Annotated in this window: 27 protein-coding genes and 1 pseudogene; 10 read left to right on the forward strand and 18 right to left on the reverse strand. The window is 63.1% G+C overall.

The annotated features are described in order from the left end of the window. Positions 1-4 precede the first annotated feature (4 nt). Positions 5-583, reverse strand: coding sequence for a TRAP transporter small permease (locus tag CFB49_RS34600; RefSeq protein ID WP_089438041.1), 579 nt, complete (start codon positions 581-583; stop codon positions 5-7). Then, positions 580-1,566: a TRAP transporter substrate-binding protein gene (locus CFB49_RS34605; protein ID WP_089438042.1), complete on the reverse strand. Its 987-nt coding sequence runs from the start codon at positions 1,564-1,566 to the stop codon at positions 580-582. The genes CFB49_RS34600 and CFB49_RS34605 overlap by 4 nt, the downstream gene beginning before the upstream one ends. A 454-nt stretch (positions 1,567-2,020) precedes the next feature. Between CFB49_RS34605 and CFB49_RS34610 the strand changes: the two genes are divergently transcribed. Next, entirely contained in the window at positions 2,021-2,215 is a 195-nt protein-coding gene (locus tag CFB49_RS34610) for a hypothetical protein (protein WP_069619824.1), read from the forward strand. A gap of 35 nt (positions 2,216-2,250) precedes the next feature. Here the strand turns inward: CFB49_RS34610 and CFB49_RS34615 are convergent, their stop codons facing one another. Both CFB49_RS34615 and CFB49_RS34620 read right to left on the reverse strand, forming a co-directional pair. Beyond that, entirely contained in the window at positions 2,251-3,336 is a 1,086-nt protein-coding gene (locus CFB49_RS34615; protein ID WP_249190429.1) for a helix-turn-helix transcriptional regulator, read from the reverse strand. Positions 3,337-3,614: 278 nt separating this feature from the next. Then, entirely contained in the window at positions 3,615-3,866 is a 252-nt protein-coding gene (locus CFB49_RS34620) for a hypothetical protein (RefSeq protein WP_069619822.1), read from the reverse strand. A 607-nt stretch (positions 3,867-4,473) separates the two neighbouring features. On the opposite strand from CFB49_RS34620, the gene CFB49_RS34625 reads away from it, so the two are divergent. Then, entirely contained in the window at positions 4,474-5,532 is a 1,059-nt protein-coding gene (locus CFB49_RS34625) for an NAD-dependent epimerase/dehydratase family protein (protein ID WP_179235002.1), read from the forward strand. Further along, positions 5,529-6,518 carry an AraC family transcriptional regulator gene (locus CFB49_RS34630; RefSeq protein ID WP_089438043.1) on the forward strand — a complete coding sequence of 330 codons (990 nt, stop codon included), beginning with the start codon at positions 5,529-5,531 and terminating at the stop codon, positions 6,516-6,518. The genes CFB49_RS34625 and CFB49_RS34630 overlap by 4 nt, the downstream gene beginning before the upstream one ends. A gap of 45 nt (positions 6,519-6,563) precedes the next feature. Here the strand turns inward: CFB49_RS34630 and CFB49_RS34635 are convergent, their stop codons facing one another. Beyond that, entirely contained in the window at positions 6,564-7,052 is a 489-nt protein-coding gene (locus tag CFB49_RS34635; protein ID WP_089493633.1) for a RidA family protein, read from the reverse strand. A 227-nt stretch (positions 7,053-7,279) separates the two neighbouring features. On the opposite strand from CFB49_RS34635, the gene CFB49_RS34640 reads away from it, so the two are divergent. Further along, positions 7,280-7,579: an H-NS histone family protein gene (locus tag CFB49_RS34640; protein ID WP_089493634.1), complete on the forward strand. Its 300-nt coding sequence runs from the start codon at positions 7,280-7,282 to the stop codon at positions 7,577-7,579. Between the two features lie 174 nt (positions 7,580-7,753). Here the strand turns inward: CFB49_RS34640 and CFB49_RS34645 are convergent, their stop codons facing one another. Together CFB49_RS34645 and CFB49_RS34650 are read right to left on the reverse strand one after the other, a co-directional pair. Further along, complete coding sequence (locus CFB49_RS34645; RefSeq protein WP_069619818.1) at positions 7,754-8,086, reverse strand: cupin domain-containing protein; 333 nt, start codon at positions 8,084-8,086, stop codon at positions 7,754-7,756. A gap of 459 nt (positions 8,087-8,545) precedes the next feature. Next, positions 8,546-9,469, reverse strand: a complete 924-nt coding sequence (locus CFB49_RS34650; RefSeq protein WP_089493635.1) for a LysR family transcriptional regulator — start codon at positions 9,467-9,469, stop codon at positions 8,546-8,548. Positions 9,470-9,536: 67 nt separating this feature from the next. On the opposite strand from CFB49_RS34650, the gene CFB49_RS34655 reads away from it, so the two are divergent. Continuing rightward, entirely contained in the window at positions 9,537-10,154 is a 618-nt protein-coding gene (locus CFB49_RS34655; RefSeq protein ID WP_089493636.1) for a LysE family translocator, read from the forward strand. 22 nt (positions 10,155-10,176) lie between these two features. On the opposite strand, the gene CFB49_RS34660 is transcribed toward CFB49_RS34655, so the two are convergent. Further along, on the reverse strand, positions 10,177-10,809 hold the full coding sequence (locus CFB49_RS34660) for an FMN-dependent NADH-azoreductase (protein ID WP_089438047.1): 633 nt from the start codon (positions 10,807-10,809) through the stop codon (positions 10,177-10,179). Positions 10,810-10,941: 132 nt separating this feature from the next. Between CFB49_RS34660 and CFB49_RS34665 the strand changes: the two genes are divergently transcribed. Further along, on the forward strand, positions 10,942-11,820 hold the full coding sequence (locus tag CFB49_RS34665) for a LysR substrate-binding domain-containing protein (protein WP_089438048.1): 879 nt from the start codon (positions 10,942-10,944) through the stop codon (positions 11,818-11,820). Positions 11,821-11,857: 37 nt separating this feature from the next. Here the strand turns inward: CFB49_RS34665 and CFB49_RS34670 are convergent, their stop codons facing one another. After that, positions 11,858-13,108: a saccharopine dehydrogenase family protein gene (locus CFB49_RS34670; protein WP_089493756.1), complete on the reverse strand. Its 1,251-nt coding sequence runs from the start codon at positions 13,106-13,108 to the stop codon at positions 11,858-11,860. A 43-nt stretch (positions 13,109-13,151) separates the two neighbouring features. Further along, entirely contained in the window at positions 13,152-14,069 is a 918-nt protein-coding gene (locus tag CFB49_RS34675) for an acetoacetate decarboxylase family protein (protein WP_089493637.1), read from the reverse strand. A 265-nt stretch (positions 14,070-14,334) separates the two neighbouring features. On the opposite strand from CFB49_RS34675, the gene CFB49_RS34680 reads away from it, so the two are divergent. Next, positions 14,335-14,742: a DUF3224 domain-containing protein gene (locus CFB49_RS34680; RefSeq protein WP_089493638.1), complete on the forward strand. Its 408-nt coding sequence runs from the start codon at positions 14,335-14,337 to the stop codon at positions 14,740-14,742. Between the two features lie 9 nt (positions 14,743-14,751). Here CFB49_RS34680 and CFB49_RS37210 read toward each other — a convergent pair. The 3 genes and pseudogenes from CFB49_RS37210 to CFB49_RS34690 form a co-directional block, all read right to left on the reverse strand. Beyond that, positions 14,752-14,913: pseudogene (locus tag CFB49_RS37210) on the reverse strand (methyl-accepting chemotaxis protein); the annotation flags it as partial. A 252-nt stretch (positions 14,914-15,165) separates the two neighbouring features. Next, complete coding sequence (locus tag CFB49_RS36165; protein ID WP_141723454.1) at positions 15,166-15,882, reverse strand: hypothetical protein; 717 nt, start codon at positions 15,880-15,882, stop codon at positions 15,166-15,168. 15 nt (positions 15,883-15,897) lie between these two features. Beyond that, a complete protein-coding gene (locus CFB49_RS34690; RefSeq protein ID WP_176730235.1) occupies positions 15,898-18,972 on the reverse strand; it encodes an HsdM family class I SAM-dependent methyltransferase in 3,075 nt (1,024 codons plus the stop codon). An 881-nt stretch (positions 18,973-19,853) separates the two neighbouring features. On the opposite strand from CFB49_RS34690, the gene CFB49_RS34695 reads away from it, so the two are divergent. Then, positions 19,854-20,261 carry a DUF3224 domain-containing protein gene (locus CFB49_RS34695; RefSeq protein ID WP_089493639.1) on the forward strand — a complete coding sequence of 136 codons (408 nt, stop codon included), beginning with the start codon at positions 19,854-19,856 and terminating at the stop codon, positions 20,259-20,261. A gap of 9 nt (positions 20,262-20,270) precedes the next feature. Here the strand turns inward: CFB49_RS34695 and CFB49_RS34700 are convergent, their stop codons facing one another. From CFB49_RS34700 to CFB49_RS34715, 4 genes are all read right to left on the reverse strand, one after another. Beyond that, entirely contained in the window at positions 20,271-21,836 is a 1,566-nt protein-coding gene (locus CFB49_RS34700) for a methyl-accepting chemotaxis protein (RefSeq protein WP_089493640.1), read from the reverse strand. A gap of 349 nt (positions 21,837-22,185) precedes the next feature. Beyond that, positions 22,186-23,031, reverse strand: a complete 846-nt coding sequence (locus CFB49_RS34705) for an MBL fold metallo-hydrolase (RefSeq protein WP_089438187.1) — start codon at positions 23,029-23,031, stop codon at positions 22,186-22,188. 18 nt (positions 23,032-23,049) lie between these two features. Then, positions 23,050-23,376 carry a hypothetical protein gene (locus tag CFB49_RS34710; RefSeq protein WP_069619806.1) on the reverse strand — a complete coding sequence of 109 codons (327 nt, stop codon included), beginning with the start codon at positions 23,374-23,376 and terminating at the stop codon, positions 23,050-23,052. Continuing rightward, a complete protein-coding gene (locus CFB49_RS34715; RefSeq protein WP_069619805.1) occupies positions 23,369-23,899 on the reverse strand; it encodes a sugar ABC transporter in 531 nt (176 codons plus the stop codon). Before CFB49_RS34715 ends, CFB49_RS34710 begins: the two co-directional genes overlap by 8 nt. Before the next feature lie 149 nt (positions 23,900-24,048). On the opposite strand from CFB49_RS34715, the gene CFB49_RS34720 reads away from it, so the two are divergent. Continuing rightward, the gene (locus CFB49_RS34720; RefSeq protein WP_089438052.1) at positions 24,049-24,942 is read left to right on the forward strand and encodes a LysR substrate-binding domain-containing protein; all 894 of its coding nucleotides are present in this window, start codon (positions 24,049-24,051) and stop codon (positions 24,940-24,942) included. A 57-nt stretch (positions 24,943-24,999) separates the two neighbouring features. On the opposite strand, the gene CFB49_RS34725 is transcribed toward CFB49_RS34720, so the two are convergent. Next, a complete protein-coding gene (locus tag CFB49_RS34725; RefSeq protein WP_089438053.1) occupies positions 25,000-25,905 on the reverse strand; it encodes a LysR family transcriptional regulator in 906 nt (301 codons plus the stop codon). 116 nt (positions 25,906-26,021) lie between these two features. Between CFB49_RS34725 and CFB49_RS34730 the strand changes: the two genes are divergently transcribed. Further along, positions 26,022-26,612 carry a flavodoxin family protein gene (locus tag CFB49_RS34730; protein ID WP_089493641.1) on the forward strand — a complete coding sequence of 197 codons (591 nt, stop codon included), beginning with the start codon at positions 26,022-26,024 and terminating at the stop codon, positions 26,610-26,612. Positions 26,613-26,701 lie beyond the last annotated feature (89 nt).

A 26,701-nucleotide genomic window follows, 5' to 3' on the forward strand; every position in this document is an offset into this window, starting at 1 on the left:
GGCGTTATTGTCCCGACGAAGAACGGCGAAGCGCGAGCAGGTGCTCGAGCGAGAAGAAGATGATCGCAACCGCCGCGGGCATCGTGATCAGGTAGCGCACGCCTTCGGGCAGCCCGATGATCGGGATGCGGTCGCCCATCGTCTCGACGGCCATGCTGCCGCAGCCGATCATGATCATGATCGCGAACGCGATCAGGCTCAGGTGCTGGATCGCGACGACGACCGTGCGCGCCTTCGGCGACAGTCGCCGCACCAGCGAATCGAGGCCGATGTGGCCGCCGTCGCGCACCTTCATCGCGGCGCCGAACATCGCGATCACGATCACGAGCAACAGCGCGATCGGCTCGACGAAATCCGGTGCGTTCTCGAACACGTAGCGCATCACGACCGCATAGAACACCAGCACCGTGAGCACCGCGAGGCACGCCGACGCGATCACGGCGAGCACGCGGAACAGCCCGTCGTTCACGCACCGCAGCAGCGGCGCGGCCGCGCGCGGCCGGCACGGCGGCGCGCCGTCGGTGGCCGGCGCGTCCGGCGAGCCCACGGTCGCGGCGCCATTCAAGGAAGTGCGACGCGTCACTTGGTGGCCTCGATCTCGTCGACGATCTGCTTCATCTGCGGCGTCTTTTCATACTTGGTCCACAGCGGCTGCATCGCCTTCACGAACGCCGCGCGGTCGATTTGCGCGGCCGGCAGGATCTTCGCGCCGCCCTTCGTCACCAGTTGCTGCGCGGACGCCTCGCGCGCGGTCCACAGCTTCTGGTAGTACGGCACCGAATCGGCCGCCGCCTTCCTGAGCGCCGCCTGCTCCTGCGGCGACAGCGTGTCCCAGATCTTCTTCGAGAACACCAGCACTTCCGGCGTCATCGCGTGCTGCGTTTCCGAGTAATCGGGCGCCACTTCGTAGTGCTTGGTTTCCTCGTACGACGGCAGGTTGTTTTCCGCCGCATCGACAAGGCCCGTCTTCAGGCCCGTGTATACCTCGGCGAACGGCATCGGCGTCGGCGTGCCGCCCATCGCGCGGATCTCGTCGACCATCAGGTCCGACGGTTGCACGCGCACCTTCAGCCCCTTCATGTCGGCCGGCGAGCGCACCGGGCGCTTCGCGTAGATCGAGCGCGCGCCGCTCTCGTAGAACGTCAGCGCGATCATCCCCTTCGCGGTGAACGCATCGAGGATCTTCCGGCCGGCCGGGCCGTACATCGCCTTGCGGAAATGGTCGACGTCGCGGAACAGGAACGGGAACGACGGGATCAGCGATTCCGGCACGATCTCGTTGAACGACGCGCCGTTCACGCGCGCCATGTCGATCGCGCCGATCCGCACCTGGTCGACCGTGTCCTTCTCGGAGCCGAGCGCGCTGTTGCCGAACACCTTGATCGAATCCTTGCCGCCCGTCTGCTTCGACAGTTCGTCGCCCATGAACTTCACGGCCATGTTGGTCGGGAAGTTGTCGCCGTGCACGTCCGCCGAGCGGAACACGCGCGCCTGCGCAGACAGTGCGAAGCCAGCCATCAAGGCGACGGCCAGGACGGTACGGGAGCCGGTGAATCGGTGCTTCATGGTGAGTCTCCTGGATGGTCGATCGTTGTTGTGCGGCGATCCGGCGGCCCGCTCGGGCTTCGCCGAGACGATTTCCGCAATCGCCGAGTCATACGTCGTATGATGTGTTGAGCGAATGTACGTCGGTTAACCGTTTAACTCACTTGGTGCATACCCGTATAACCGCTTTCATCAAGGGCTTGATGAGGAATCGGGAAACCGGATTCTCCGTTTTCCTCCTTTCTCGCGAAACGTTTTCCGGAAGCGGATCGCGATCCCGATCGCGCATCGGCGTCGCGGTTTTCGCCCGCTCAACGGCCTTCTTTCGCTTCATTGGTCGACGTTATAGGATGACTGACCATGATCTTGCCGCGCCGCCGCGATAACCGTGCGATCGATCCGTCGTCGGGCGTGCCGCCTGACAGGCACGCGCGATGCGCGCCGCCACAGCGTGAAAACGCGAAAGGAGCCAGTCATGTCGATCACGAAGCGATCAGCGCCAACCGACCCGGCCACACCGCCGAACGCCGGCGACGAAGGCCCCGCGGACGCGCCGGGCATCGGTGAGGACACGTGCCGCGTCTGCCGCGGCACCGGCATGGTGGAGGGACAGACGTGCACCGTCTGCGGCGGGACGGGCAAGGTACTGCAGGGAATCGGCGGTGGATAGGTAAAAACGCAGGCGCGCCCGCGCGCACGGATCGCTCAGGTCTGCATGACCAGCGACGTCAGTTGCGCGGCGCGCGCCACGTCCGTCTTCGTGTAGATCGACTTGATCTGCGCGCGAACCGTGCCGATCGACACGCCGCGCAGCGCCGCGCATTCCTGCGGCGAGCGCCCGTCGCAGCACAGCAGCACGGCGAGATCGGCTTCCGCCGACGACAGCCCGTAGAACACCCGCAAGCGCTGCGCGCGCGCCGACGGCGAACGAACGTCGGCGGCCGTCATCAGCGCCGCGACGCCGGGCCGTTCGCGCGCGAGACGCGACTGTTCTGGAACGGGGATCAACGCAAGCGGCAGCGGCTCGCCCGTCGCACGACGCAGCAGCAGTCCGCCGCGTGCGAATGCATGCCGCCATTGCGCATCGTCGACGCAGCCTTCCGGCGCGAAACGCCCGTTCAGGACCCGCAGCGCCGGTTCGGCGGCGATCAGCTGATCGGCCGCGCGGTTCGTATAGCGCAGTTCACGCTGCGCGCCGAGCAGGAATACCGGCACCGGCACCGCGTCGAGCGCCGATTCCGCGGCGGCCACGCGCGCTTCGAGCTCGCCGATGCGCGCGTGGATGCGCAACGCGCGGCTGATGTGGGCGCCCATGATTTCGATCGCCCGACGCTGCTCGTCGGACAGCCCTTGCGATTCGGGGCCGCCCTGTACGCTGAGGAAAGCGCCGGCGCCCTCGCCGCGATGGATGTACAGGCCCGAAATGCTGCCGAGCCCGAACGGCTGCAGGAATTCCCGATAGAACACGCCATGTGTGCGCTGCCGCACCGACAGGTGCTTGACGTCCTCGAACCAGCGCCCTGCCTGCCAGTCGGCGGCAACCGGCACGACCGGGTCGTACAGGTAGAACTCGGTGTTGTAGCTGCGGTGGCACGCGGCGACCCATGACGGATCGTCGCCGGCCGCCCGCTCGATCGCCGGCAGCCGCGCCGCATCGTCGAACGACAGCAGCGTCGCCATGCGTACGCCGACCGACATGCGCAGGCCGTCCAGCACCGCTTCCCATCGTTGGTCGCCCAGCGCCGCAGCATAGACGTCATCGATCCATGCCGATGGAATCAACCCGTTCATCTGCATCTGGCCACCCCGTGCCGTGCGTTTTTATTGAACGCCGTTCGGGCATCTTACTCAATCGGCCTCATTGTTCAAATTGCCGATGCGGGTGTGATCGAAATACCACGGTGATGACTGCTTCTCGTCAAACGAAACGGTTATTTTCGACAGCGAGAAGCAATCCGTGTTGACGCGGGGCGGCCTGCGCGGCGCGGGTCGGCGAGATGGCGCCCGGTCAAGACGATGCAACCGAACATGCGACGGAGCGCGTTGCGCCGCCCGGTCCGACGATGCACTTACTTCATCGTCGTGAACCGCGCTTCCATCTCGTCGATCTTCGCGAGCACCGCTTCGCTCAGCTTTCTGACGTGACGCGGCACGTCGGGCGTCGACAGCAGTTCCTCGATACGCCCGCGCCAGTATCTCGGATGCCTGACGCGCCCCGCGCCCGACATCGACACATCGGCGACGGCCGTCTCGCTGTCCAGCAGCGCCACCATTCTCTGGATGTGAGAGAGCTCACGTTCCACATAGTCTCGTGCGAGCATATTGATTGAAATTCCCCGAAATACGACATGAGGCCTTCCGTCATCCACGCGCGATCGTCCGCGGTGCCACGACGCACCGCATACGTTGCGCATCAGCGTACGCGCCGATCATGTCAACCGATTGTGCGGACGCACACGGCGATCGACAAAGGAATGACGGGCCTGTCCGATTGTCCTGGCGACATCCGGTCGCGATGCCCCGTTGACCATCGTAGGCCCACCGTTCGGCGCCGGCATCCCCAAAAATGGGGATGCCGGCCGATATGGGCTGGACGACGACTTCCGGAAAGGACGGGGGTAAAAACGGCCGGCTGGCGCGACGGCTCGTTGCACGGCAACACGATGGCGGCATTCCGGCGAATCGTGCGCTTTCACGTCTGACGAATCGGCCATCGGCAGCGACGTGCGGCTTCGTCGCACGCCTCGCGAGATTCCAACGCACGGGGCATCGTAGCAGTCGCAATTCCCTGGACGGGGAATCGAGCATGGGCGTGCCCGGTATCGCGCCGCCTGTCGCCCCTTGCATGTCGATTGGCGCGCTTTGCGAGTGAAGTGGCGCGCAAATGGCGGCATCATGGCGCATCCTTTCTGCCACGGAATCCCGTCCATGAATATCGATACCGACCTGCCCGTCATGGTGACCGGCGCGACCGGTTATGTCGCAGGCTGGCTCGTGCAGCGGCTGCTCGAGGCCGGCCTGACGGTCCATGCGGCCGTCCGCGACCCCGACAGCCCGGACAAGCTCGAGCATCTGCAGCGCATCGCGGCCGGCCAGCCCGGCACGATCCGCTATTTCCGTGCGGACCTGCTCGAACCCGGGTCGTACGCCGACGCGATGGCGGGTTGCGGGACCGTGTTCCATACCGCGTCGCCGTTCACCGTCACCGTTCGCGATCCGCAGAAGGAGCTGGTCGATCCGGCGCTGCTCGGCACGCGCAACGTACTCGAGACGGCAAACCGCACGCCGTCGGTGCGGCGCGTCGTGCTGACCAGCAGTTGTGCGGCGATCTACGGCGACAACGCCGATCTCGCCGCGACGCCCGATGGTGTGTTCACCGAAGCGATCTGGAACACCAGCTCGTCGCTGACGCATCAACCCTATTCGTATTCGAAGACGGTCGCCGAGCGCGAAGCGTGGAAGATCGCTCGCCAGCAGCAACGCTGGGATCTCGTGACCATCAATCCGTCGCTCGTGATCGGGCCGGGTATCAATCCGTACGCGACGTCGGAGAGCTTCGAGATCGTGCGGCAAATGGGCAACGGCACGATGAAGGCCGGCGTGCCGGATCTCGGCATGGGCGCAGTGGATGTCCGCGACGTCGCCGACGCGCATGTGCGTGCGGCGTTCCTGCCGAGCGCCCACGGCCGCTACATCGTGTCGGCACACGACACGAGCCTGCCGGCGATGGCCGCCACGCTGCTGGAACGGTATGGCGCCGACTATCCGGTTCCGCGGCGCATCCTGCCGAAATGGCTGGTGTGGCTGGTCGGCCCGCTCGCGAACAAGAGCGTGACGCGCCGCATGATCGCGCGCAACGTCGGGCTGCCCTGGCGCGCGGACAACAGCCGCAGCCGCAACGAACTGGGGATCCGTTACCGCCCGCTCGCCGAGTCGATGAACGACTTCTTCCAGCAGCTCGTCGAAACCGGGCAATTGCGCCGATGAACCGCTTCGCGATTTCGCCGGGCTGGCAGGTCGTGATGGTCGACCTCGGCCTGCGCGTCGACGAACTGCTGCGGTGCGCACAGTTGCCCGCCGATCTGTTCACGCGGCCGGAAAACGGGCTGACGACCCGCGAATACTTCCGTCTGTGGCGCGCGATGGAGGACATGGCGAATACGCCGGCCGTCGCGCTGCGCATCCTCGATCTGCTCACCGTCGAGACCTTCGATCCGCCTCTGTTCGCCGCGTTGTGCAGTCCGAACCTGGAGATCGCGCTCCGGCGGATCGGCCAGTTCAAGCCGCTGATCGGCCCGGTCCGGTTGCGCGTATCGCACGAGGCCGACGCGCTGACCCTCGCGGTCGACTTCCTGGAGCGCGACATCCCGCCACCCGGCATGCTGGTCGCGGCCGAACTCGGCTTCTTCGTGAAACTCGCTCGGCTGGCGACCCGTACCGAGTTGCCGGCGCGCGCCGTCACGCTGCCGCGCGACGTCAGCCCCGATCCCGGCTATGCGCGCTTTTTCGGCGTGACGCCGCGGTACGGCGATGCGCCCTCCGTGAGCGTGGCGCTGCAGGATGCGCGGCGTCCGTTCGTGACCGCGAACCACGCGATGTGGCAGATTTTCGAGCCCGACCTGCGCCGTCGCCTCGACGCGCTGTCGGCCGATGCCGGCATCGTCGAGCGCGTGCGCGCGGCGCTGCTCGAATTGATTCCGGGCGGGCTCGCCACCGCGGACGGCGTCGCGCAAACGCTTGCGATCAGCAAGCGGACGCTGCAGCGGCGGCTCGGCGACGAAGGCGCGAACTTCAAAACCCTGCTGGCGGAAGTGCGCGAGAAGCTCGCGTGGCATTACCTCGATCGCTCGGATCTGCCCTACAGTCAGATCGCTTTCCTGCTCGGCTACCAAGATCCGAATTCGTTCTTCCGCGCATTCAACGAATGGACCGGGATGACGCCCGACACAGCCCGCTCGCGCACGGCGCACTGATCGATACCACGCGGGCCGCTGTCCGGTCGCCGCCGTTATCCCGAATCAACCGGCGGCGGCGCCGCGATTCAGCCCGAAAATGAAATCGGCTTCGACCGACGCGCCCTTCGGCAATTGCAGCACGCCGACCGACGAACGCGTATGGACGCCGGCGTCGCCGAGCACCGCGACCAACACGTCCGACGCGCCGTCGGCCACTTCGCTTTGCATCGTGAAGCCGGGCGCGCTTCGCACGTACACGGTCATGCGCGGCACCGTTGCGATCGCATCGAGCGTGCCGCACTGCTTACGGATCAGCGCCAGCGCGCGCAGCGCGGAAATGCCGGCCGCGCGGCGGCCCTCTTCCAGCGAAACGGATTCGCCGACGATACCGACGAAATGCACGACTTCCCCGATTCGCGGCACCTGGCCGGCAATGTAGGCGGTGCTTCCGTCAATCAGGACCGGCGTGTACTTTCCGCCGATCCTGATCGTTTCGTCCGGATCGAATCCGAATTCGGCTGCGACCTGTTTCAGCTTTTCATCCCTGTTCATCAGTGAATTCCCCAATCCCTCTGAAAAAAGATAAAGAATAATTGAGTCTCCGAAGCTTGTCCCGTACGAGAAGATCGGACGCAAACGATCCCGTCAAGCCACTTCTCAGGTGTTCGAAGCAGTCATCCATTGCGATATCCACAATGGAATTCGTAGTCGAAGCAATTTTCTTCGTCATTTCCGGTTGAAACCGCTATCATGTATGGACACAACCTGAAGAGTGATATATGGCAACTTACAAGGAACTGAAAGCCCAAATGGATGCTTTGGCCGAGAAAGCCGAAGCAGCGCGCGCCGCTGAATTCCAGGCGGTCGTCGACGACATCCGCACCAAAGTCGCGGAATACGGCATTACCGAAAAAGACATTTTCGGTACGCGCCGCGGTCGGCCGACCAAACAGGCGGGCGCCCCCGTGCAGGCCAAGTATCGCGATCCGAAGACCGGGGCCACCTGGTCGGGCCGCGGTCGCGCGCCCGCATGGATCAAGGATGCGAAGAATCGCAATCGATTCCTGATCCAGGAATAAGATTCCCCGCATATGGGCTGGCGCGTGATTCAACACGCTGCCCGGCAAATTGGGCATTGATTGGGACATCGATACCGGCGGTATTCCACGGCCGCTCCGGTTGACGAGGTTTTGCCCGATCGGCGTGTCGCGCACGGGTTGATCCACCGACCGTGCCGCACGCCCATCCTTTCTTCAGCGTTCGTAATAGATCGCAAGCCAGACAGTTTGCAGTTCGTCATGCGTCCATGCGACACGATGACGGCAATGCGGCTCGATCAGTACGTAATCTCCGGCGCGCATATCGAGCCGCGTCGCATCCTCTTCGAATTCGAGCACGGCCGCGCCGGACAGCAGCACGACCCATTCGGCTCTTGGGTCGTCATACCAGAACCCGGCCGGGCTCGCATGCCCCATTGATACGATTCGCTCGACGTTCACGCGCGAGCCCGTGACGAGCATGTCGATTCGCTCGTCGCCGCCGCGCCGCCCTTCGACGCTGAATAAATTACCGGTTTGAAGTTGCATGGCTTCGCCTCGCCGTTGACCTTCGGGTAAAGGATGCGGATTTAAACGCGACGGGAAATATTCGCTGCAGCCTGACGTCGCCCAGGGTTGGCGTGCATCGTTAAAAAACCGTATCAAAAAGATGAAGACTGACGGTGATTTCACCGGCGCCGATTCGTTGCAGCGATAAGGCACGCATCGGCATTCTTTTAGCGACGCACGCCGGAACACGCCATTTCGATAAAAGCCGGCCAACATCCTGCCGCCCTGCGCAGCGTCGGGACAAGGGCTGTTCATGCCGATGACCAGCTTTCAAACGTGTCTCGGTCGACCCATTTTCCGTTCGCTGGCTGGCATGAGCAAGCATCGGCAAGGTCATTCGTTCTTTATTTCGATTCGAGGCGGCGTCTGCCTCTTAAGCGACAATATTGTCTCGGGCGTTGATATCGATAGCGAGCGTCGACGAAGTACCGGCCTGCGTCAAACCATCCCCCTCAACCAGCCCAACAACACCGCCTGCGCACTCCCGTCCGCCACTGGCGCGGGGGCCAACAGGTAGTAATCCGATCCATCCTCGACGAACCCCATCGGCGCAACCAGCACACCGCTTTCGATGTCGTCGCGCACCAGATGCCACGGCCCGATCGCTACCCCCAGCCCCGCGACGGCCGCTTGCAGACTGAAATAGAAATGATCGAACTGCTGCCCGTGCCCGTTCGCGGCCGGCTGATTCGCCGCCCGCGCCCACGCGTTCCAGGCGTCCGGCCGGGTCCGCGTATGCAGGAGCGCAGCGTCCGGCTTCAACGCGCGTCCGCCGCGCCGCGACGCAAACCACGCACCGACCTTGTCCGGCCGGCAGACCGGTCCCACCCGTTCGGCGAACAGATGCTCGGCGTGATACCCCGCCGGCCACGGGAAATCGTTGCGACGAATCGCCATGTCGATACCGCTGTCGAACGAGAACGGCCCGCCCGCCGCGGCCAGATGGATATCGACGCCCGCATGCCGCGCCTGAAAATCCGGCCAGCGCGGGATCAGCCAGCGCATCAGGAGCGTCGGCTCGCACGACAGCACCGAACGCCGCGCACGGGCGGCCTCGGTGCGCAACGCGTGGGCGGCGTGACGCATCAGGCCCAGGCCGTCATGGACGGCCTGGGCGAGTGTGCGGCCCGCATCGGTCAGGAACACGCGCCGGCTGCGCCGCTCGAACAGCGCCACGCCCAGATCGTCCTCGAGCAAGCGCACCGCGCGGCTGACGGCACCATGGGTCAGGCACAGCTCGTCCGCCGCGCGACTGAAATTCTCGTGACGCGCCGCCGCGTCGAAACAGCGCAGCGCCATCAGCGACGGCAGGTTCGTCCGAATCGACTGTGATTCAAACTCACCATTCTGGTCAGAAATCATCGTTTTTCCTGATGAGGCACGATCGATAAGATTGTGCCATCAACACATCCCCCGCAGGAACGACGCCATGACCGAACTGATAGTCGTAGTCACCATTACGCTGCTGGCCGTCATCAGCCCGGGACCGGACTTCGCGATGGTCACGCGCAACAGCCTGATGCAGTCGCGTCGTTCCGGCGTGCTCACCGCGTGCGGGATCGGGCTCGGCGTGACGGTCCACGTGAGCTATACGCTGCTGGGCGTCGGGCTCCTGATCCGTCAGTCGCCGTGGCTCTTCGATGCCGTCAAGCTGATCGGCGCGATCTACCTGATCTACCTCGGTGCAAAGATGCTCACGACGAAAGCCGGCAGCGTGCAAGCCGACACGCGCGTCGCGCCGCTGTCCGATCTGGCCGCGCTGCGCACGGGCTTCCTGACCAATGCGCTGAACCCCAAAACCACGGTGTTCATCGTCAGCCTGTTCATGCAGGCAGTCCGGCCCGACACGCCGTTGATCGTGCAGATCGGCTACGGCGCATTCATCGCGACCGCCCATGCCGGCTGGTTCAGCCTCGTGGCGATCTGTTTCTCGGCCACGGCTGTCCGCGATCGCCTGCTGTCGCTGCGGCACTGGATCGATCGCACGTTCGGATGCCTGCTGGTGGGCTTCGGCGTCGCGCTCGCCATCGCACGCGGCGGGCGCTGACACGCGACCCGCGCCGGCGACGTCAGAACGTCGGTGCGATCGCCCGTGCTTCGTCGATCGCCCGGCTCCGGTCGGCCTTCCCGTCCGGGCCGAACAACGTGCGCTCGACGACGATCCCCGTAATGTCCGTCACGCCCACGAACTTGAGCCACGTTTCCATGTAAGGGCGCTGCAGATCGAATTCGGCGGCCGGCGTAAACGACCCGGGCGACTGATAGGCGAGCCCGCGTGCGTAGACCACCGCCGCCTTTTTCCCGGCCAGCTTGCCGGTGAAACCCGTTCCGTCGAACGTGAACAACACATCCTTCTGCGAGATCACGTCGATCAGGTGCTTGAGCTTGTACGGAATGCTGAAATTCCACAGCGGCACGCCGAACAGGAATTTGTCCGCTTCGTGGAACGGCGCCGCGAGCCGCTCGATCTGCTGCCACGCCGCCGCCTGCTCCGACGTCAACGCCGTGCCGCTCAGTCCGGCATATTTCGCGGCCAACGCGGCGGCGTCGAATTCGGGCATCGGCAGATCCCAGATATCGAGCTTCCGGATCTCGTGATCGGGATGGGCCTGCCGGTACGCGTCGAGAAACGCATTGCATACCTCGATGGACGCCGAATGGGCCTTGTTGGGTGAGCCTTCGATATAGAGCACGCGTGTCATGGCGCCGGTCCTTGCCAAGAGTGACGACGGCGCGCCGGATGCGCGCTCGCCCACTTCGCTTCGCAGCCTATCGGGTCGGCCTATAATCCGGAAACGATATTAATTAATCAAATTAACCCGGATTGGTGATAAATGAATGCTCCCCTCGACACGGCGCTGCTTCATACATTCGTTGCGGTTGCCGACGTGCGCAGCTTCACCGGCGCCGGGCGTCGGTTGAACCTCAGCCAGTCCGCGGTCAGCGCGCAGATCCTTCGTCTCGAGGAACAGGTCGGCCAGGCGCTGCTCGTGCGCAACACGCGCAGCGTCACGCTCACCGGGCATGGCGAAACGCTGCTCGGCTACGCACGCGCGATGCTCAATCTGAGCGCGGAAGCCCGCGCCAGGCTGGGAACCGGTGACGCCACCGACGTCAAGCTGCGGATCGGCGTGTCGGAAGACTTTGCAGGCGGCTGGCTGCCGGACCTGATGCGCCGCCATGGCGCCGCGCGGCGCGGCCTGCGGCTGGATCTGGTCGTCGACATCGGAGACAGCCTGTTTCGGCGGCATGCCGACGGCGAATTCGATCTCGTGATCGGCAGCCGGTGCTCGCACTCGGGCCACGGCGCGACGTTATGGCACGAGCCGCTCGTCTGGGCGTTCGCGCGCCACGAGCCGCTTCCGGAAGGCGACGTGCCGCTCGCGTGTTTCCCCGATCCGTGCCCGTACCGCGGCGCCGCCATCACGGCGCTCGCGCTGGCCGGCATGCGCTACCGGATCGCGTGCGAAAGCCCCAGCGTGACCGGCATCCGCACCTTCGCACGGGCCGGCATCGCGATCGCGCCGGTGCCGCGCAGCGCGCTCGACGACACGCTTCGTGAACTGGGATTGCCCGAAGGCTTGCCGGAACTGCCGGAGATGGAATTCGTGATGATGCACGACGCGCGGATGCCGGCGGCCGTCGAATTCGCCGCGACGATTCTGGACGAAACCGCTGCCCGCACGGGCGCGGGCAAGCGCAACCGGGTGTAGCGGTAGCGCCCGCGAGCGATCGCCGGCGGGACTCCGTTCAAATCACCTCGAAGCGCAACCCGGCATGGCGCACCAGACGCTCGATATAGCGTTCGTCGAACATCGTCGCAGGTGTCCAGAACCCGCCGCCGCGTCCGGTCTTCACGCCGTCACGGCTGCAATCGAGTGCGAGACCGATCGCGGCCTGGCCGAGCATCTTGCCGGCGGAGCCATAGCCCGGATCGCGATCGCCGGTGACTTTCACACGCAAGGTTCGGCCGTCGTCGGTGCGGCCGAAGAAGCGCAAATCGTAGCGGCCGGCCTGCTGGGCTTCGACGCTCGGCCCTTCGCCGGGTTTCGGCAGCAGGAAGCGCTCCATCAGGCCGCACACCGGCCCGATGAGGACGCCGACCATGAATGCACCGAGGCCCGCCACCATCGTCAGCGCGGTCATGCGCCCCTTCAGACCCGTGCCCGTCATCACGGCTTCGTCATAGGTAAAGCGGCTGCCGTACGCATGGCCGGCCAGCGCATTGGAGCGATGCACGACGCGCTCGTTGATCGCCGCCATCACGAACGGCGCGATCCACGCATCGCAGTCGCGATCGAATTCGGCGGATCGAACCGCATGCTGCCGCACGGTGAAACCATGCCGTTGCGGGCACAACGAATAAGGATCGAGCAGTTCGCGGCGCAATGCCGGATCGGCAGCCGCTTCTCGCACCACGTTGATCACGCTGGCCACGGTGCCGCCCGATGCACCGCCCTTCAGCGTTTTCACGCGCATCTTCACGTGAGCGGCCGGCACGCCCCACTGTTGCCGAGCCTGTTGCTGCAGGAAGAACACGCCCATGTCGGACGGCACCGAGTCGAAGCCGCAGCAATGCACGATGCGCGCGCCCGATTGGCGGGCCGCGGGCTCGTACTTGTCGATCATCCGCTTGATCCACTGCGTTTCGCCGGTGAGATCGCAATAGTCGGTGCCGGTCTGCGCGCAGACCCGGACCAGCGGCTCGCCGTACAGCGCGTAGGGGCCGACCGTGGACACCACCACCCGCGTTTGCGCGCACAGCGCCCGGAGTTGCGTCTCGTCGGCCGCGTCGGCGACGATGATCGGCACCGTCTGCGCGGCCGCGCCGAGCGTATCCCTGACCTGCCTGAGCTTCGCGTCGGATCGTCCCGCGATCGCCCAGCGCAGCGTTTCGCCCGCACCGGCGTCCGACAGAAAGTCGGACAGATAGCGGGCCAGGATCTGCCCGACGAAACTGGTGGCGCCGAATACGACGAGATCGTAGGTCGGTTGCGGCATGGACGACTCCTTCGGTGCGCGCACGTCGCACGCATCCGTATCGTTAGCGTGGCTTTCCGGGTTCATCGAAGGCCGTCAACGGCGTCGGCAGATTCAGCACCAGTTGCGCATCCTTGACCACGTCGAGACGCATGATTGTGGATGCGCCGAGCCCGTCGAGCAACTGGCTGAGCGGCCCACCGTGCCGCACGAGCTCGACGTTGCGCGGCAACAGGCGCTGCGCGAACGACAGCATGTTGGTCTGCACCGACGCCTGATGCCATGCGCCGTCGATGCGGTTGACCATCGTCGTCGTGCCCATGTGCGATTGCGACGGCACGCTGGTCAGCACCGGCAGCGGCACGCTCAGGCTCAGATCCGGCCGGCCGCCCGGACCCGCGACACGCGCGCGCGCCGTGGCGCCGATGCTCACGTCGATATCCGCGAGCCACTTGGGCAGCTGATAGCCGTGCACGCCGCGTACCCGCGCGATTTCCGTCGTGACCGGCAGCGCGAGCACGTGCGCGAAGAAACTCCGGCGCCGCATCGAGTCGATCAGCTCGAGCGCGTGCGAGCCTTTCGCGCCGGGCCGGCGGATCACCACCGCGACCGATACTTCGTCATACGGATCGTTGTCGCACACCGCGTACGAAAAGAACGTCAGCGCAACGAGCCCGTAGCCGGGCAGCGCCCGCAGCGGTTCGAGCGGAACCGGCAGCATGGTGCGCAGGCGTTCGAGCGGCGCCAGAAACAGCAGCTGAATGCTGCTGGAACGATAGTAGAAGTTCGGCGCCCAGGTCGGGCCCACCCGCGAGATCACCTGACGCTTCGGAATCCGCCGGAAAAAATCGATGTTCCCCGCGGCGGGATCGCGCGCCACGACATCCAGGTCCGGATTCATGCGGAACCGGTCGTAGTACCCGCCCTCGGGCACGTCGACCGTGTGCGGCCCGAATTCGACCTGTGTAAAACGCCTGTCCATGTTCGTTGTCTCCCGTCGATGGTCGACCAGTGACAGGCGAGATACGAAGCCTGCCGATTCACTGTCGTCGGCAAGCACTCTAAGCTTCAAGTCAACTTCAAGGTCAAGGCGACGAGTAGAGGAACATGTCGGACTACGGCGGCGCACTTTTCAAGTCGGTCCTTTCGCGTATCAAACAGGACGATCATCGCGCATATGGACGATCAGCCACCGTCGGCAGCGTTGGCTTATAGTGCCGCTTGCCCATTCAACGAAGAGAACAGTCATGAAACTGCAGGCCCGCGGTCCATTCGAAGTGAAGCTGAATCCGGAACCCCTGAGTCCCGTCGCGGAACACAGCGGGCTCGGCCGCATGTCGCTGGACAAGCATTTTCACGGCGATCTGGAAGCCGTCAGCCAAGGCGAAATGCTCGCGTTTCGCAGCAGCGTTCAGGGTTCGGCCGGCTACGTCGCGATGGAAACCGTCCACGGCGTGCTCGGCGGGCGCAAGGGCAGCTTCGTGCTGCAGCACTGCTCCACCATGACGCGCGGGCAGCCGACGCAGTCGATCACGGTCGTGCCCGATTCCGGAACGGATGAATTGCTCGGGCTGTCCGGCACGATGCTCATCGATATCGACAACGGCCAGCACGCGTACCGCTTCGACTACACGTTGCCGGACGCACCGCAATAAGCGTACACGTCACGCGAGCGCCGCTTCGCGCAGCCGGAACTGCGCGACCGCCGCGCTCAGCCGCGCGCCCTGTTCGTCGAGCGACAGTGCCGCGGCCGCCGCCTCCTCGACCAGCGCGGCATTGCGTTGCATCGTCTGCTCCATCTGGATCACCGCGGCGTTCACCTGCTCTCCCGCGACGATTTGTGCATGAATACGTTCATCCATCGTGTACTCGAAGGATAGTGATGAGAGTGCAATTCTCGCATGGCGTCGAGGCTCCGCTGCGGATGCTGGATGTGCATCTCTTGGCCGACGGAGCCCAACAAAGGGGCATCTATATTTCGCAAATGGCAACTGTTTCGTTTGTTCTACAGTAAACTGTAATTTCCCTGAAGGCCTCAATAGGAAACCTGATTTCGACACCGTTAAACCAAGCGCACCTCAATGAAGTAGCCACAAGTGTCTTAGCGTGATGTCATGCGAGCCGATAGTCAAACTTGGCCGAGCATGAACAGTGTTAGCAATGTCAGACGCCATCAAGCCCGGGGAATCCATCACTTTTTGAGGGAAGGATCGGCAGCCAAGCCGATCGCCGTTGGTCATACTTTCACCGCGGGCTGTTTTCCCAAGGTATCGCTTCAGGCAGGGTACAGGGGAGGTATTTGTCCCACCAAGCACGTAAGCAATCATGCCAGCATGCTGCATGCGACTCGCATACCAACCATCAGCAAATCGCTTCATGCCCTTTTTGTCGTACAGGCTTAGCCCCCTAGACCGATCGAGCACCTTGCATTCAAAGAATAGCGCATCGTGCTGGTCGTCGCTCACTTCCGGGCGAGGTATGGCCGGGTAGATGGTGAGATCGGGTGTAGGGTCTATAGATGTGCCTGACGAATTTCGCACTTTCGAATCACGAGTTGGAACGCCAAATAGCGAATTATTGAAGCCGGGCGGAAAATCAGCTTTTCTCAGTGCCACAAGCTCTGTCTTCAATTCGTCAGTAATCTGATCCTCGTCACCAGTCGCTAGCACCGTCGGGCATCTGTTTTTGACACGTTTCCACGCCTCACAAATCGCCAAATCAACAACTTCCACTAGCGCTTTGCCCCACGCCGGGTAGATATTTGATTGGGGCGGCGTTCCCAGGTTCGCAAACATGTGGTTTATTCTTTGTTAGTTGACGAGTGGTCCATGCTGCAGCCAGTCCAAAGCTCTAAGACGCGCTTGCGTACGCGTCCAGTAGCGAGATTGACTTAGCTGCCCCATCAATTGCGAACCATCCTTGCGGCGAACACAAATTTGCGATGACCAATATGTTCCAGCAAGAGATGCCATCGCCTTGAGATCTGCCACAGGAGAGTCATGATCCGCATCCTCGGTCGAATGAGGGGATTGCATTTCAACAAAAGCCCAACCATCGATGTATTGCTCCAAGGACGGGTAAGCGATGTCTTCGCACCTTCCTTTCAGGAAAGGACGAACCAACCGATTAAACGTCTCCGTATACGCTTGCAACTGAACTGGCGTGACGGATTCGCTGGCGCCCTTGCGGGTGCCCGTGAACGGAAGCTCCATCGCGAGTGTATCTTGGATCAATTGCTCGTCCGCAGCCGACAAATCATATAGCGAAGCCATAACCGAATCGACTCGGTTCCAGCATTCCTCTCCCGACCGTAGCGCCGCTGCGACCGCGGCCACTTCTTTACGCAAATTCCCGTCAACTCCGTCGATGTCTACCAAGGGAAACGCATCGAGGTCTGACTGAAGAGAAGAATCTCGTTCAACACCGAATTTCGGGCTGGTTAGCAATTGATAATACAAAAATAAATCGCTATATGAAAGCACGTACAGCAAGTCAACGAGAGGCTTGAGGGTTTTCCGTCCGTGAAATGACAATCCAAAGAAGCTTTCGCTGTATGCGGCATCCGATTCTGCGTAAAGCGCTCCACGCAATGCCCGGTCGCTTTTGGGTGACTCGCGGAATAGCAGAAGAGGACCTCGATAAATCTCACGCGCGCGAGGCCACTGCACATGCGTCAGACCGAAAGGTGTTGCATGCTTTGGGACACTAAATCTCATAGCGAGCGTGGCAAGCGGCAAGCCTTCCAAATGAGCAGCCGATTGGGTTCTCTTGAGCTCTTTGCCGAGTTGATAGCCACTCCAGAACTTCAAATTCGCCGACTCGAGCTGCTGAGCTACCGTGCGACTACTTTTCTTCTGAATCCGATTCAAGAGATCCACCCCTAAGAGACCGCCCTTGAAGACCGCCTTCAGTGCATATACGCTGCTTCCAATCAATCTTAGCGGAATCGATATCGCTGCCGATGGATCAACACGAAACTGCCCCATTTCCGCCAGTTGAGGTTCGTGCTTCGGGCTGACAAAGAAAAAGCTTTCCCCTCCAACCGGCTTCTCGTTCTGTGCGACAAGCAGCATAAACGGAGCACTATTCGTCGGCCAAAGCTTCTTGTCCTGGCGAAGTGCGGCGAAGTTCATGATCCCCGTCACGCGAACGGCGCTAAACACTCGCCTCCTGAGTTCGTACGCTTCCGGTTGGAACAACAGTCGGGCATGCAAGGCAAAGCCTAGCGCCCCAGCCGGTTTAGCCCATCTGGCGGAGGCAAGAAGAAAAGCAACGTCGGGCGAACCATACCTCGCGACGAGCTGGCTAGGCACCATAGCATCGTCCTCTGACTCTCGCGAAATTGACTGCGACTCTGAGGAGAATTCGACGTCCGGAACTTTCGACAGTCCAGGAGACGGGGTTGCGAGGTCAGCCAACAGCCCGGTCATACAATTATTCAGCGCTACTGCTGCCTCCCCTTTCAGACCTGTCCACGGAGGATTACCCACGACAATGTCGAACGATTTTTGGTAAATCGCACGTACCCGTGTGGACAGGCTTCCAAGCTCATCGTCCGCGTTTTCTCCTCCGAGCGCTTCAACATCGACGACGTGCAGCACGCTCCCGATCAGCTTTTCAAACTTAAGCTCACTCAGAGGACTCGGCGCCGGATCCAATTCAAGCGCGGCCAGATACAGACTCAAAGCACTGATGTTCAGAGCATCGCGATTGATGTCGAAACCTGTAAGTTGAGTCATCAAGATCTGACGAATATCCGTTCGCGACGGGCGGGTGCCGAACGCCCGCCAGCGTTCCGCGACCAACCGTCTAAACGCGAGGACCAAGAAGACTCCTGCGCCTGCAGAAGGATCGAGTACCTTTGCATAATGAGGTGCGCAGGACCGAACCGCACTAAACGCACCATCGATCACGACTTCAGCAAGTTGACGAGGGGTGAAGTGAACACTTGTCGCACGAGCCAAATCGGGCACAAATTCATGCGCAAAATCTTCATAAACCTGACTAAGAACATCAACTGGTACGTGACGAAAGCGGATGCCTGACCAATCCAGAGGCAGTTGCCCACCGACCGATCTGTGCTGAATGTTCGTTAGATGCCAGCAGATCGTGCCGATATTTTTACCGGCGAGCCTGATCAAGCCTTCATAGTCTTTATCTCCCAGAGAGAGCAAGTCGCCATTAAACGTCTTATCCAACCATCTGCAGGTATCGACCAACGATGCTGCATCAGCAAACATCGACACCAGTGATTGTTCTTTAGAAGAAATTGACGAAGTGCTACTCTCCGTCACGATCCCTCTATCCACCAAAAAGCGAAAAAACAATGCTCGCCCAACCAGGGCGATCACTTGTTGAATCGAAAATCCTGGCGCAGCCTTTTGAATGCCTCTTGCTGCATCAACGAGAAGCTGAAAAAGGAGAGTTTCAAGCCATTTCTCGTTAGCGCGGCTTTGTGCAGTGCTGCTCGATAACGGAACACCGGCGCTCAACAGCGCTCGCCAAGACGGTCGATCATCCTTGTCACGTAGTTTGAGCGGAGGGGGAGCCGATTCAAATATGGCGAGGGGGTAAACATCGAGCACGCCGGGCCGGACGACGCAAAGATACCTAGCATCCGATCGACAAGCCAGGACGCGCACAAGCTCAGCCAAACGGGCCTGAACCCCTTGGGGCAAGTCTCCCAAACGGTTGCCCCGAATCACGTAGGCAAATGGCTGCCCGCTTGATTCAACAACCGCATCTGGCAAGACTTCAGTGGATGCTTGATTAGTTGACATCAAGTCAACGTACCGTATATGCCGTGGATCAGGAGTTTTATCAAGACGCACCAAGCTATCGGGATTTACACCGCTTAGATTAAGCTCCTGAATGAGATCATCCAATGTCATTTCCGACGTACCCCGCTAATTCGGCTTTCCGCGCCGCTCTCTCTTTTGTCAGTTGCACTCGCGGGCTCTGCTGTCGATCGGGCTATAGCGACCGGACCGAGATCGAGCGAGCGCTGCCCTGCCCAGTCATACCGAGGGTCACTGTTCAAGTGGTTGTAGACGCGCTCAAATATCGGCTCGACCGGCAAAACGATACCGTCGTCGACGGAACAAAATGGGGCAAGATACCGCACCGCCGGAGGTTGTACGTTTATGAGGAGACGTGCATGTGCGACAACGTCCCGGGGACCGCTCATCATCGTCCGCAGTTCTTCGAAAACTGACGCCACCGCGTCGCGGCGCAGCCCATAGCGCGTCTGAAGTTCACAACAAACGGCGAGCAGGACAAGTTCCTGGATGGAATACTCCCGTGCGACGCGTGCACGTTTCTCGTGTTCGTCGAACCCGGGGAGGCCCGCCAGAAGTCCGCGCAGCTGATGCCGGGTTAGCCCTGTAACAGCCGCGACATCAGCGGTTGTAATGCGTTTGGATATCATCTGCGCATAATAGACGCAGAAGTGCGCTGCGGCAACGCACTTCGAGTTGTTCGCACAATATTAAATGAATACTTAAAAAAGACTTGGCGTTGATGTCCAAAGTGCGGGCACTTCGCCCCGCAGATGATGGAGGCGGGGCTTCTTGTCAATCGAAGGGACACAGCCCGCAGCACGGGAACAACTGGTACCCGGAGCAGCCCGTCGAAACGCCGGACATAGGCTCTCGCTTAAACCAGCGAGTAGGCATAAGACTGTGTTTTTGCCTAACACCAGGCAGGAAGCGATGGAAATGTTGACGGGCCGCGAGCGTTGGCGGCGCTGGAAACAAGGGGAACAGCAATGAAACTGCAGGCCCGCGGTCCATTCGAAGTGAAGCTGAATCCGGAACCCCTGAGTCACGTCGCGGAAAGCAGCGGGCTCGGCCGCATGTCGCTGGACAAGCATTTTCACGGCGATCTGGAAGCCGTCAGCCAAGGCGAAATGCTCGCGTTTCGCAGCAGCGTTCAGGGTTCGGCCGGCTACGTCGCGATGGAAACCGTCCACGGCGTGCTCGGCGGGCGCAAGGGCAGCTTCGTGCTGCAGCACTGCTCCACCATGACGCGCGGGCAGCCGACGCAGTCGATCACGGTCGTGCCCGATTCCGGAACGGATGAATTGCTCGGGCTGTCCGGCACGATGCTCATCGATATCGACAACGGCCAGCACGCGTACCGCTTCGACTACACGTTGCCGGACGCACCGCAATAAGCGTACACGTCACGCGAGCGCCGCTTCGCGCAGCCGGAACTGCGCGACCGCCGCGCTCAGCCGCGCGCCCTGTTCGTCGAGCGACAGCGCCGCGGCCGCCGCCTCCTCGACCAGCGCGGCATTACGCTGCATCGTCTGCTCCATCTGGATCACCGCGGCATTCACCTGCTCGATGCCCGACGACTGCTCGTCGAACGCCTGGCTGGTTTCGCCCATGATCGCGTTGACGCGCTCGACCGCCGCGACGAGCTCGGCCATCGCCGAGCCGGCCCGTGCGACAAGGCCGCTGCCGTCTTCGACGCGTCGCGCGGAATGACCGATCAGCTCGCGAATTTCCTTCGCCGCCGCGGCACAGCGCTGGGCGAGCCCGCGCACCTCGGTCGCGACGACCGCGAAACCACGCCCCTGCTCGCCCGCGCGCGCGGCTTCGACGGCGGCGTTCAACGCGAGGATGTTGGTCTGGAACGCGATGCTCTCGATCACGCCGACGATGCCGGAGATGCGCGTGGAGCTGTTCGAAATCTCCGACATCGTCTCGACGACGCGCTGCATCGCTTCGCCGCCGCGCGACGCGATGCCGGCCGCGCCCTCGACGTACGTGCGCGCATCGCGCGCATTGTCCGCGTTCTGGCGCACGGCCGCCGTCAGCTGCTCGACGCTCGCGGCCGCCTGCTGCAGCGACACAGCCTGCTGCTCGGTGCGCGCAGACAAATCGACGTTGCCGCTCGCGATCGTGCGCACGTCGCCGACGATCGTCTCGGTGCTCGCGCGCACCTGGCTCACGGTCTCGACGAGGCCGTCCTGCATCCGCTTCAGCGCATTCAGCAGATACGCCATTTCATTGGCGCCCGGGACGACGACCGCGCCGGTCAGGTCGCCTTTCGAGATTTTCTCGAACTGGTCGACCGCGAGGTTGATCGGCTCGATGATCGCCTTCGAGAGCACGCGCTGCGCCAGGAACCCGACGACGAGCGCCAGCGCCGCGACCGCCCCCATCCCCCATACGATCCGATGAAAATTGACGCCGGCCGCATCGTAGCGCGCCTTCTGGCGCGTGACCTGGAACGATTCGAGCGCGTCGATCGCCGCCTGGTAGGCGGCGAACAATGCGGGCGGCGCCGTGCGCTGCGTGTCGAGGAAGTTGAACGCGTCGTCGCCGTCGAGCTGCGACAGCGCCTTCAGGAACACGCGGTCGAGCAGCGCGCGACGATGGTTCTGCAGCGTATCGAACAGCGCCTGCTCGCTGGCGTCGCGCGCGTGCAGACGCGTGTACGCGTCCAGTTCGTCGTTGCTCTGCTTGAGCAGCGCGTGAAGTTGCGCGACTTCGTCTTTCGCCGGCTGGCCGGCGCTGATGATCTGCGCGACGTCGCTCATGCGTTCGCGCAGCACCAGCATTCGCTCGGAACTGGTCTTCAGGTGCAGCAGCGACGCGGTGTCGTCGCGGTACATCGCCTCGAGCGAGCCGTTGCCGATGTAGAGCGCCGCGATGCAGGCGCCGACCACCAGCACGAGCAGCACGGTATAGCCGGCGATGGTCGCGACGAGTCCACCACGGATAGTGAGTTGTTTTCGCATGACGTTCCCTTGAGCCGGCCAGGCACGGCCAGCGGCGGATGTGAATTCCGGAACACGAACGACGCGCGCCATCACGCAGTACGCGGCGCGGGGGCTGCGAACGGGTTAACGGCGCCGGGAACGGGCGGCTTTTATCCGCACGCGACGCGAATCTTGACGATTGCGACAAGGGAAGGCGGAAGCAGCGCGGCTACCGGCCGCCGCCGCGCCTGGAACGAACCTCGTCGGCCGACAGGATGCGCTGATGCCCGGTGCGCGGCCAACCGTTTCCGCACGCGTCCGGCACCATTGCCCACCGATCGCTATAGCGCATGTCGGCAGGCGTTTCCGGCGGATCGCCGGCATCGCGTCACGCGTCGGTCTCGTAACACAGCCCGTATTCGCCGTTCGCTCGCCTGACGCGCGCGAACCCGGGTTCGCCCAGGTGCATGCCGGCGATCAGCAGCCCGTCCGCGCTGACCCGATCCAGCAACCGCGAACGCGTCGTCGCCGCCTGCGACGCATCCTGGTCGAACGCGATCGATACGTCCGGCCGCTTGATCTGAATATGCGGAAAATGCACGATGTCGCCCCACACGAGCAGGCCTCGATCGCCGGATTCGAGCACATAGCCGGTGTGTCCGTCGGTATGCCCCGGTAGCGGTATGGCCGCGATGCCGGGCAGCACCTCGCCTTCATCGAAGGTCCGCAACGCGTCGCCGTAAGCGTCGAATGCGTGACGCGCGATCCGGAAATTGCCGCGGGCGCGTTCGCTGGCGCGGCTCAGGTTGCCGTCGTCCCGCCAGAATTCGACCTCGCGTCGATGCGCGACCAGTTCCGCATTCGGAAACGCCACGTGTCCGGCCGCATTCACCAGCCCGCCGACGTGGTCGGGATGGGCGTGGGTGAGCAGGACGGTGTCGATCGCGACAGGATCGATATCGGCAAGTCGCAAATTGTCCATCAGGCGGCCGCCCCATTCCTTGATACCGCCGGCTCCGGCGTCGATGAGAACCGTGCGGCCCGCGCCGCGCACCACGTAGCAGTTGATATGCACGGCGGACGGCTGCTGCTGGCCGGCCGCGCGCTGCATCGCGGCAGCGTCGGCCGCGTCGATATTCGACAGGAAATCGAGACTGGCCGTGAGGTAGCCGTCGCTGATCGCGGTGATCGTGAAATCGCCGACACGCCGGCCGGGAAACGTAACGTTGGACATCATGCTTCTCCGCAGCGGCTAGTTCCGGGCGTGAAGGTCCGGCGCGGCATGACCGAAGCAACGGATGCGCGCCGTCAGCCCCGTGCGGCGAACGATCGCGTGATCCAGCGCCTCCATGAACGCGTTCATGACCGCGGGCGGGCGAGACGACGCCACGCGATACCGGATTTCCGCGAAAACGGGATGCCCGCATCCGTGCCGGACCGCCACGTAAATGACGTGGACGTTCGTCAGTTCCGCCTGCAGGACATCCGTGCACAGTTCGATGCAGTCGCCGGAAAGTTCGGCGAGGCGCGCGTCAGGCGGCATGCGTTCCGCATCGATATGGAAAGTCAGGTTAGGCATCGCGGGCGGCCTTCGTCAGTTGCGCCGTCATCGGTGCGTACAGGTCAAGATCGTCCGGCACGTTGTCGGCAAGCGGCGCATCGCTGCGCGGCAGGACCGCGAGCCAGCGACGCGCCGGACACTGCTCCAGTGCAACGGCCTGCATGGCCAGCGGCTCGAGGCCCAGTTCGATCATCGAGTCGGGTCCGCTGGCGCTCAGCACGAGCAGTTCGTCGGCATTGACCGCCGGCGCCGGACCGATATCGCCATAGAGGTTGCGGTGCCAGTCGGTGATGTGCTGCTGCCACCGCGCGAAATTGCCGCCGCCCTTGCGCCGATATTCATCGCCGGTCAGCACGTCGAGGCCGTCGATCGTGTGAACGGCCAGATAAACGGGGCAACCGTCGCTGATCGCGCTGAACCGCTGCGACGTGTGAAAACCGGCCACCGAGATGAGGGCCGGCAGCTTGTCGAGACTGTAGAAGTCGTTCCATTCGGCTTCGCTCGCCGGGTCGGCGAAGCTGCATTCCACGGTGTAGATCATCGGCTTGTCCTTCGCTTCGAATGCGGGATATTCAGTGCAGTGACGTAATGCTAATCTGCGGTCTCCCACGTAGATATCGACTTAAAGTCAGCCTTCAGTGATATTTGATCAAGCTGACGCTCGAACACACTCCGACCGGCGAGACCCCGATGCGACGCAAGATCCCGAGCAATTCCGCGCTCCTGGCCTTCGAGGCCGCGGCCCGACACGGCAGCTTCGCCCGCGCCGCCGACGAGCTGGCGCGCACCGAGGGCGCGGTCAGTCGCCAGATCGGCCGGCTGGAGGCATTCCTTGGCGTGACGCTGTTCGAGCGCGTCGGCAACCGCGTGCGGCTGGCGCCCAACGGCACGCGATACGCGGTACAGGTGCGCGAGATTCTGGATCGCCTGGAACGGGACAGCCTGTATCTGATGGGGCAGCCCGTCGAAGGCGCGAGCATCGACATCGCCGCGATTCCGACCTTCGCGACGCGCTGGCTGATCCCGCGGCTGAAGCGCTTCCAGGATCGCCATCCGAACGTCACCGTGCATATCGCCGAACGGATGGAACCGTTCCTCCTGGCCGGCAGCGGCTTCGACGCGGCCATTCATTTCGCGCATCCGGCCTGGGCCGGCATGCATGTGCATCCGATGCTGGAAGAGGTGCTGGTGCCCGTCTGCAGTCCGGCGCTTCTTGAAGGCGCCGGCGCGAACCCGTCGCTGGATGCGCTGCCGCGCCTTCACCGGCGGCAGAATCCGGATGCGTGGCAGGTCTATGCGCAGGAGACCGGCATCGTGCTGACCAATTCGGCGGTCGGCCCGCGATACGATCTGCATTCGATGCTGATCGAGGCCGCGCTGGCCGGCCTTGGCGTCGCACTGGTGCCGCGCCTTTACATCGGGGCCGAGCTTGAACAAGGGCGTCTGGTCGCGCCCTGGCCCGACGGCAAAGCGGTGACGAAAAACTTCTGCCTCGTGCTGCCCGAGCCGATCGAATTGAGTGCGGCGCCGGTGCGGGCGTTTGCGGAGTGGGTGCTGGGCGAGGCGCGGGATTCGGTGCGTTGATGCAGTGGCCGGACGTTCATCGCCACACGGATTCGGAAAATCCTGCAGCCCCCTCCGCTAATCGAGGTACGGCTTCAACACGCCCGCGATCCAGTCCATGAACGCCCGCACGCGCGGCGAAAGATTGCGCCGATGCGCGACGACGAGCGACGCGGCAAGCGGCTCCGGCCGCAAGTCGGGCAATACCTCCACGAGCGCGCCGCTTTCGATGTGATGCGCGAGCGCCGAATAGCCGGCCTGGATCAGCCCGATGCCGGCCAGCCCCGCCGCGTGATAGGTCTGCACGCTGTTGACCTGCATCGCGCTGGGCAACGGTAGCCACGCATAGCCGTCGCCGTCCGGATACTCCCATCCGGGATGCCGCGCGCCGAGCGTCAGCGTGTAGTGGATCATCTTGTGCCCCTGGCTGCGCAGATCGGCGAGCGTGTGCGGTACGCCATGCCGCGCGAGATAGTCGGGGCTCGCCGCATTCGTCATGCGCAGCCGGCCAAGCGGCCGGGCAATCAGCGTCTCGTCGGCGATCGGACCCAGCCGGATCACGCAATCGAACCCTTCCCGAACCAGATCGACACGCCGGTCGGTACTGGAAAGCTCCAGCTCCAGATCCGGATGCGCGGCCATCAGTTGCGGCAGCGCCGGCACCACGACACTGCGCGCGAGTTCCGTGGGCATGTCCACGCGCAACCTGCCGCGCAGCGACGTACCGCGCCCCGAGAACATCGACTGCAACTCCTGCACTTCGGCGAGCAGGTCGGTTGCGCGCGCATAGAACGCGCGTCCGTCTTCGGTGAGCTGCACGCGCCTCGTGGTTCGATGCAGCAGCGCGACACCCATGTCCCGTTCGAGCACACGGACGACCGTGGATACCCGTCCTTTCTGAATACCGAGGCTTTCGGCCGCACGCGTGAAGCTCGCCATTTCGGCGACACGGGCAAAAATCAAAAGCGCGTCAAGGTTCTGCATTGTTCATCCGGAAAGTAACGGAACGTTCAATCTGTCGTCGTTTATAACCCGGTTACGGCTCGGTAGAGTAGTTTCCCACGTCGTCCGAACGACAACCCGAACGAAAGGAAACCACCATGGATCAACTCTACCCGCCGGTAAAAACGGTCGTCGTCTATCACTCCGGCTACGGCCATACGCAACGGATGGCCGCCGCTGTCGCGGACGGCGCCGGCGCCGCACTCGTCGCGATCGATGCCGACGGCCACCTCGCCGACGATGCGTGGAACTCGTTGGCCGACGCCGACGCGATCCTGTTCGGCTCGCCGACCTACATGGGCGGCCCGAGCTGGCAGTTCAAGAAGTTCGCGGATGCATCGTCGAAGGTCTGGTTCGACAGCGGATGGCAAAACAAGATCTTCGGCGGCTTCACCAATAGCGCAAGCGTCAACGGCGACAAGCTCAATACGCTCGAATACTTCTTTCTGCTGGCCGGACAGCACGGCGGCATCTGGGTCAGCATGGACATCAAGCCGGCCAATCTGAAAGCGTCGACGCGCGACGACCTGAACCGCATGGGCGCCTACATCGCGCCGATGGCGCAGACGCCGGCCGATGCGTCGCCGGAAGAGATGTCGCCGGGCGATCTCGAAACGGCGCGCCGCTATGGCGCGCGCGTCGCGGCGATCGCCGGGCAGTTGCGGGCCGGCAAATCACGCGCCAACTAACGTTCCGACGTTCATGCGGGGGCGCCACCGGTCAACGCCTCGCATTGTGTCCGGCCGATTCTGAAGGGCGCCGCATCGACGTCCTCCCC

Source organism: Burkholderia sp. AU17457 (assembly GCF_002223255.1).
In the GTDB taxonomy this organism is placed as follows: domain Bacteria; phylum Pseudomonadota; class Gammaproteobacteria; order Burkholderiales; family Burkholderiaceae; genus Burkholderia; species Burkholderia sola.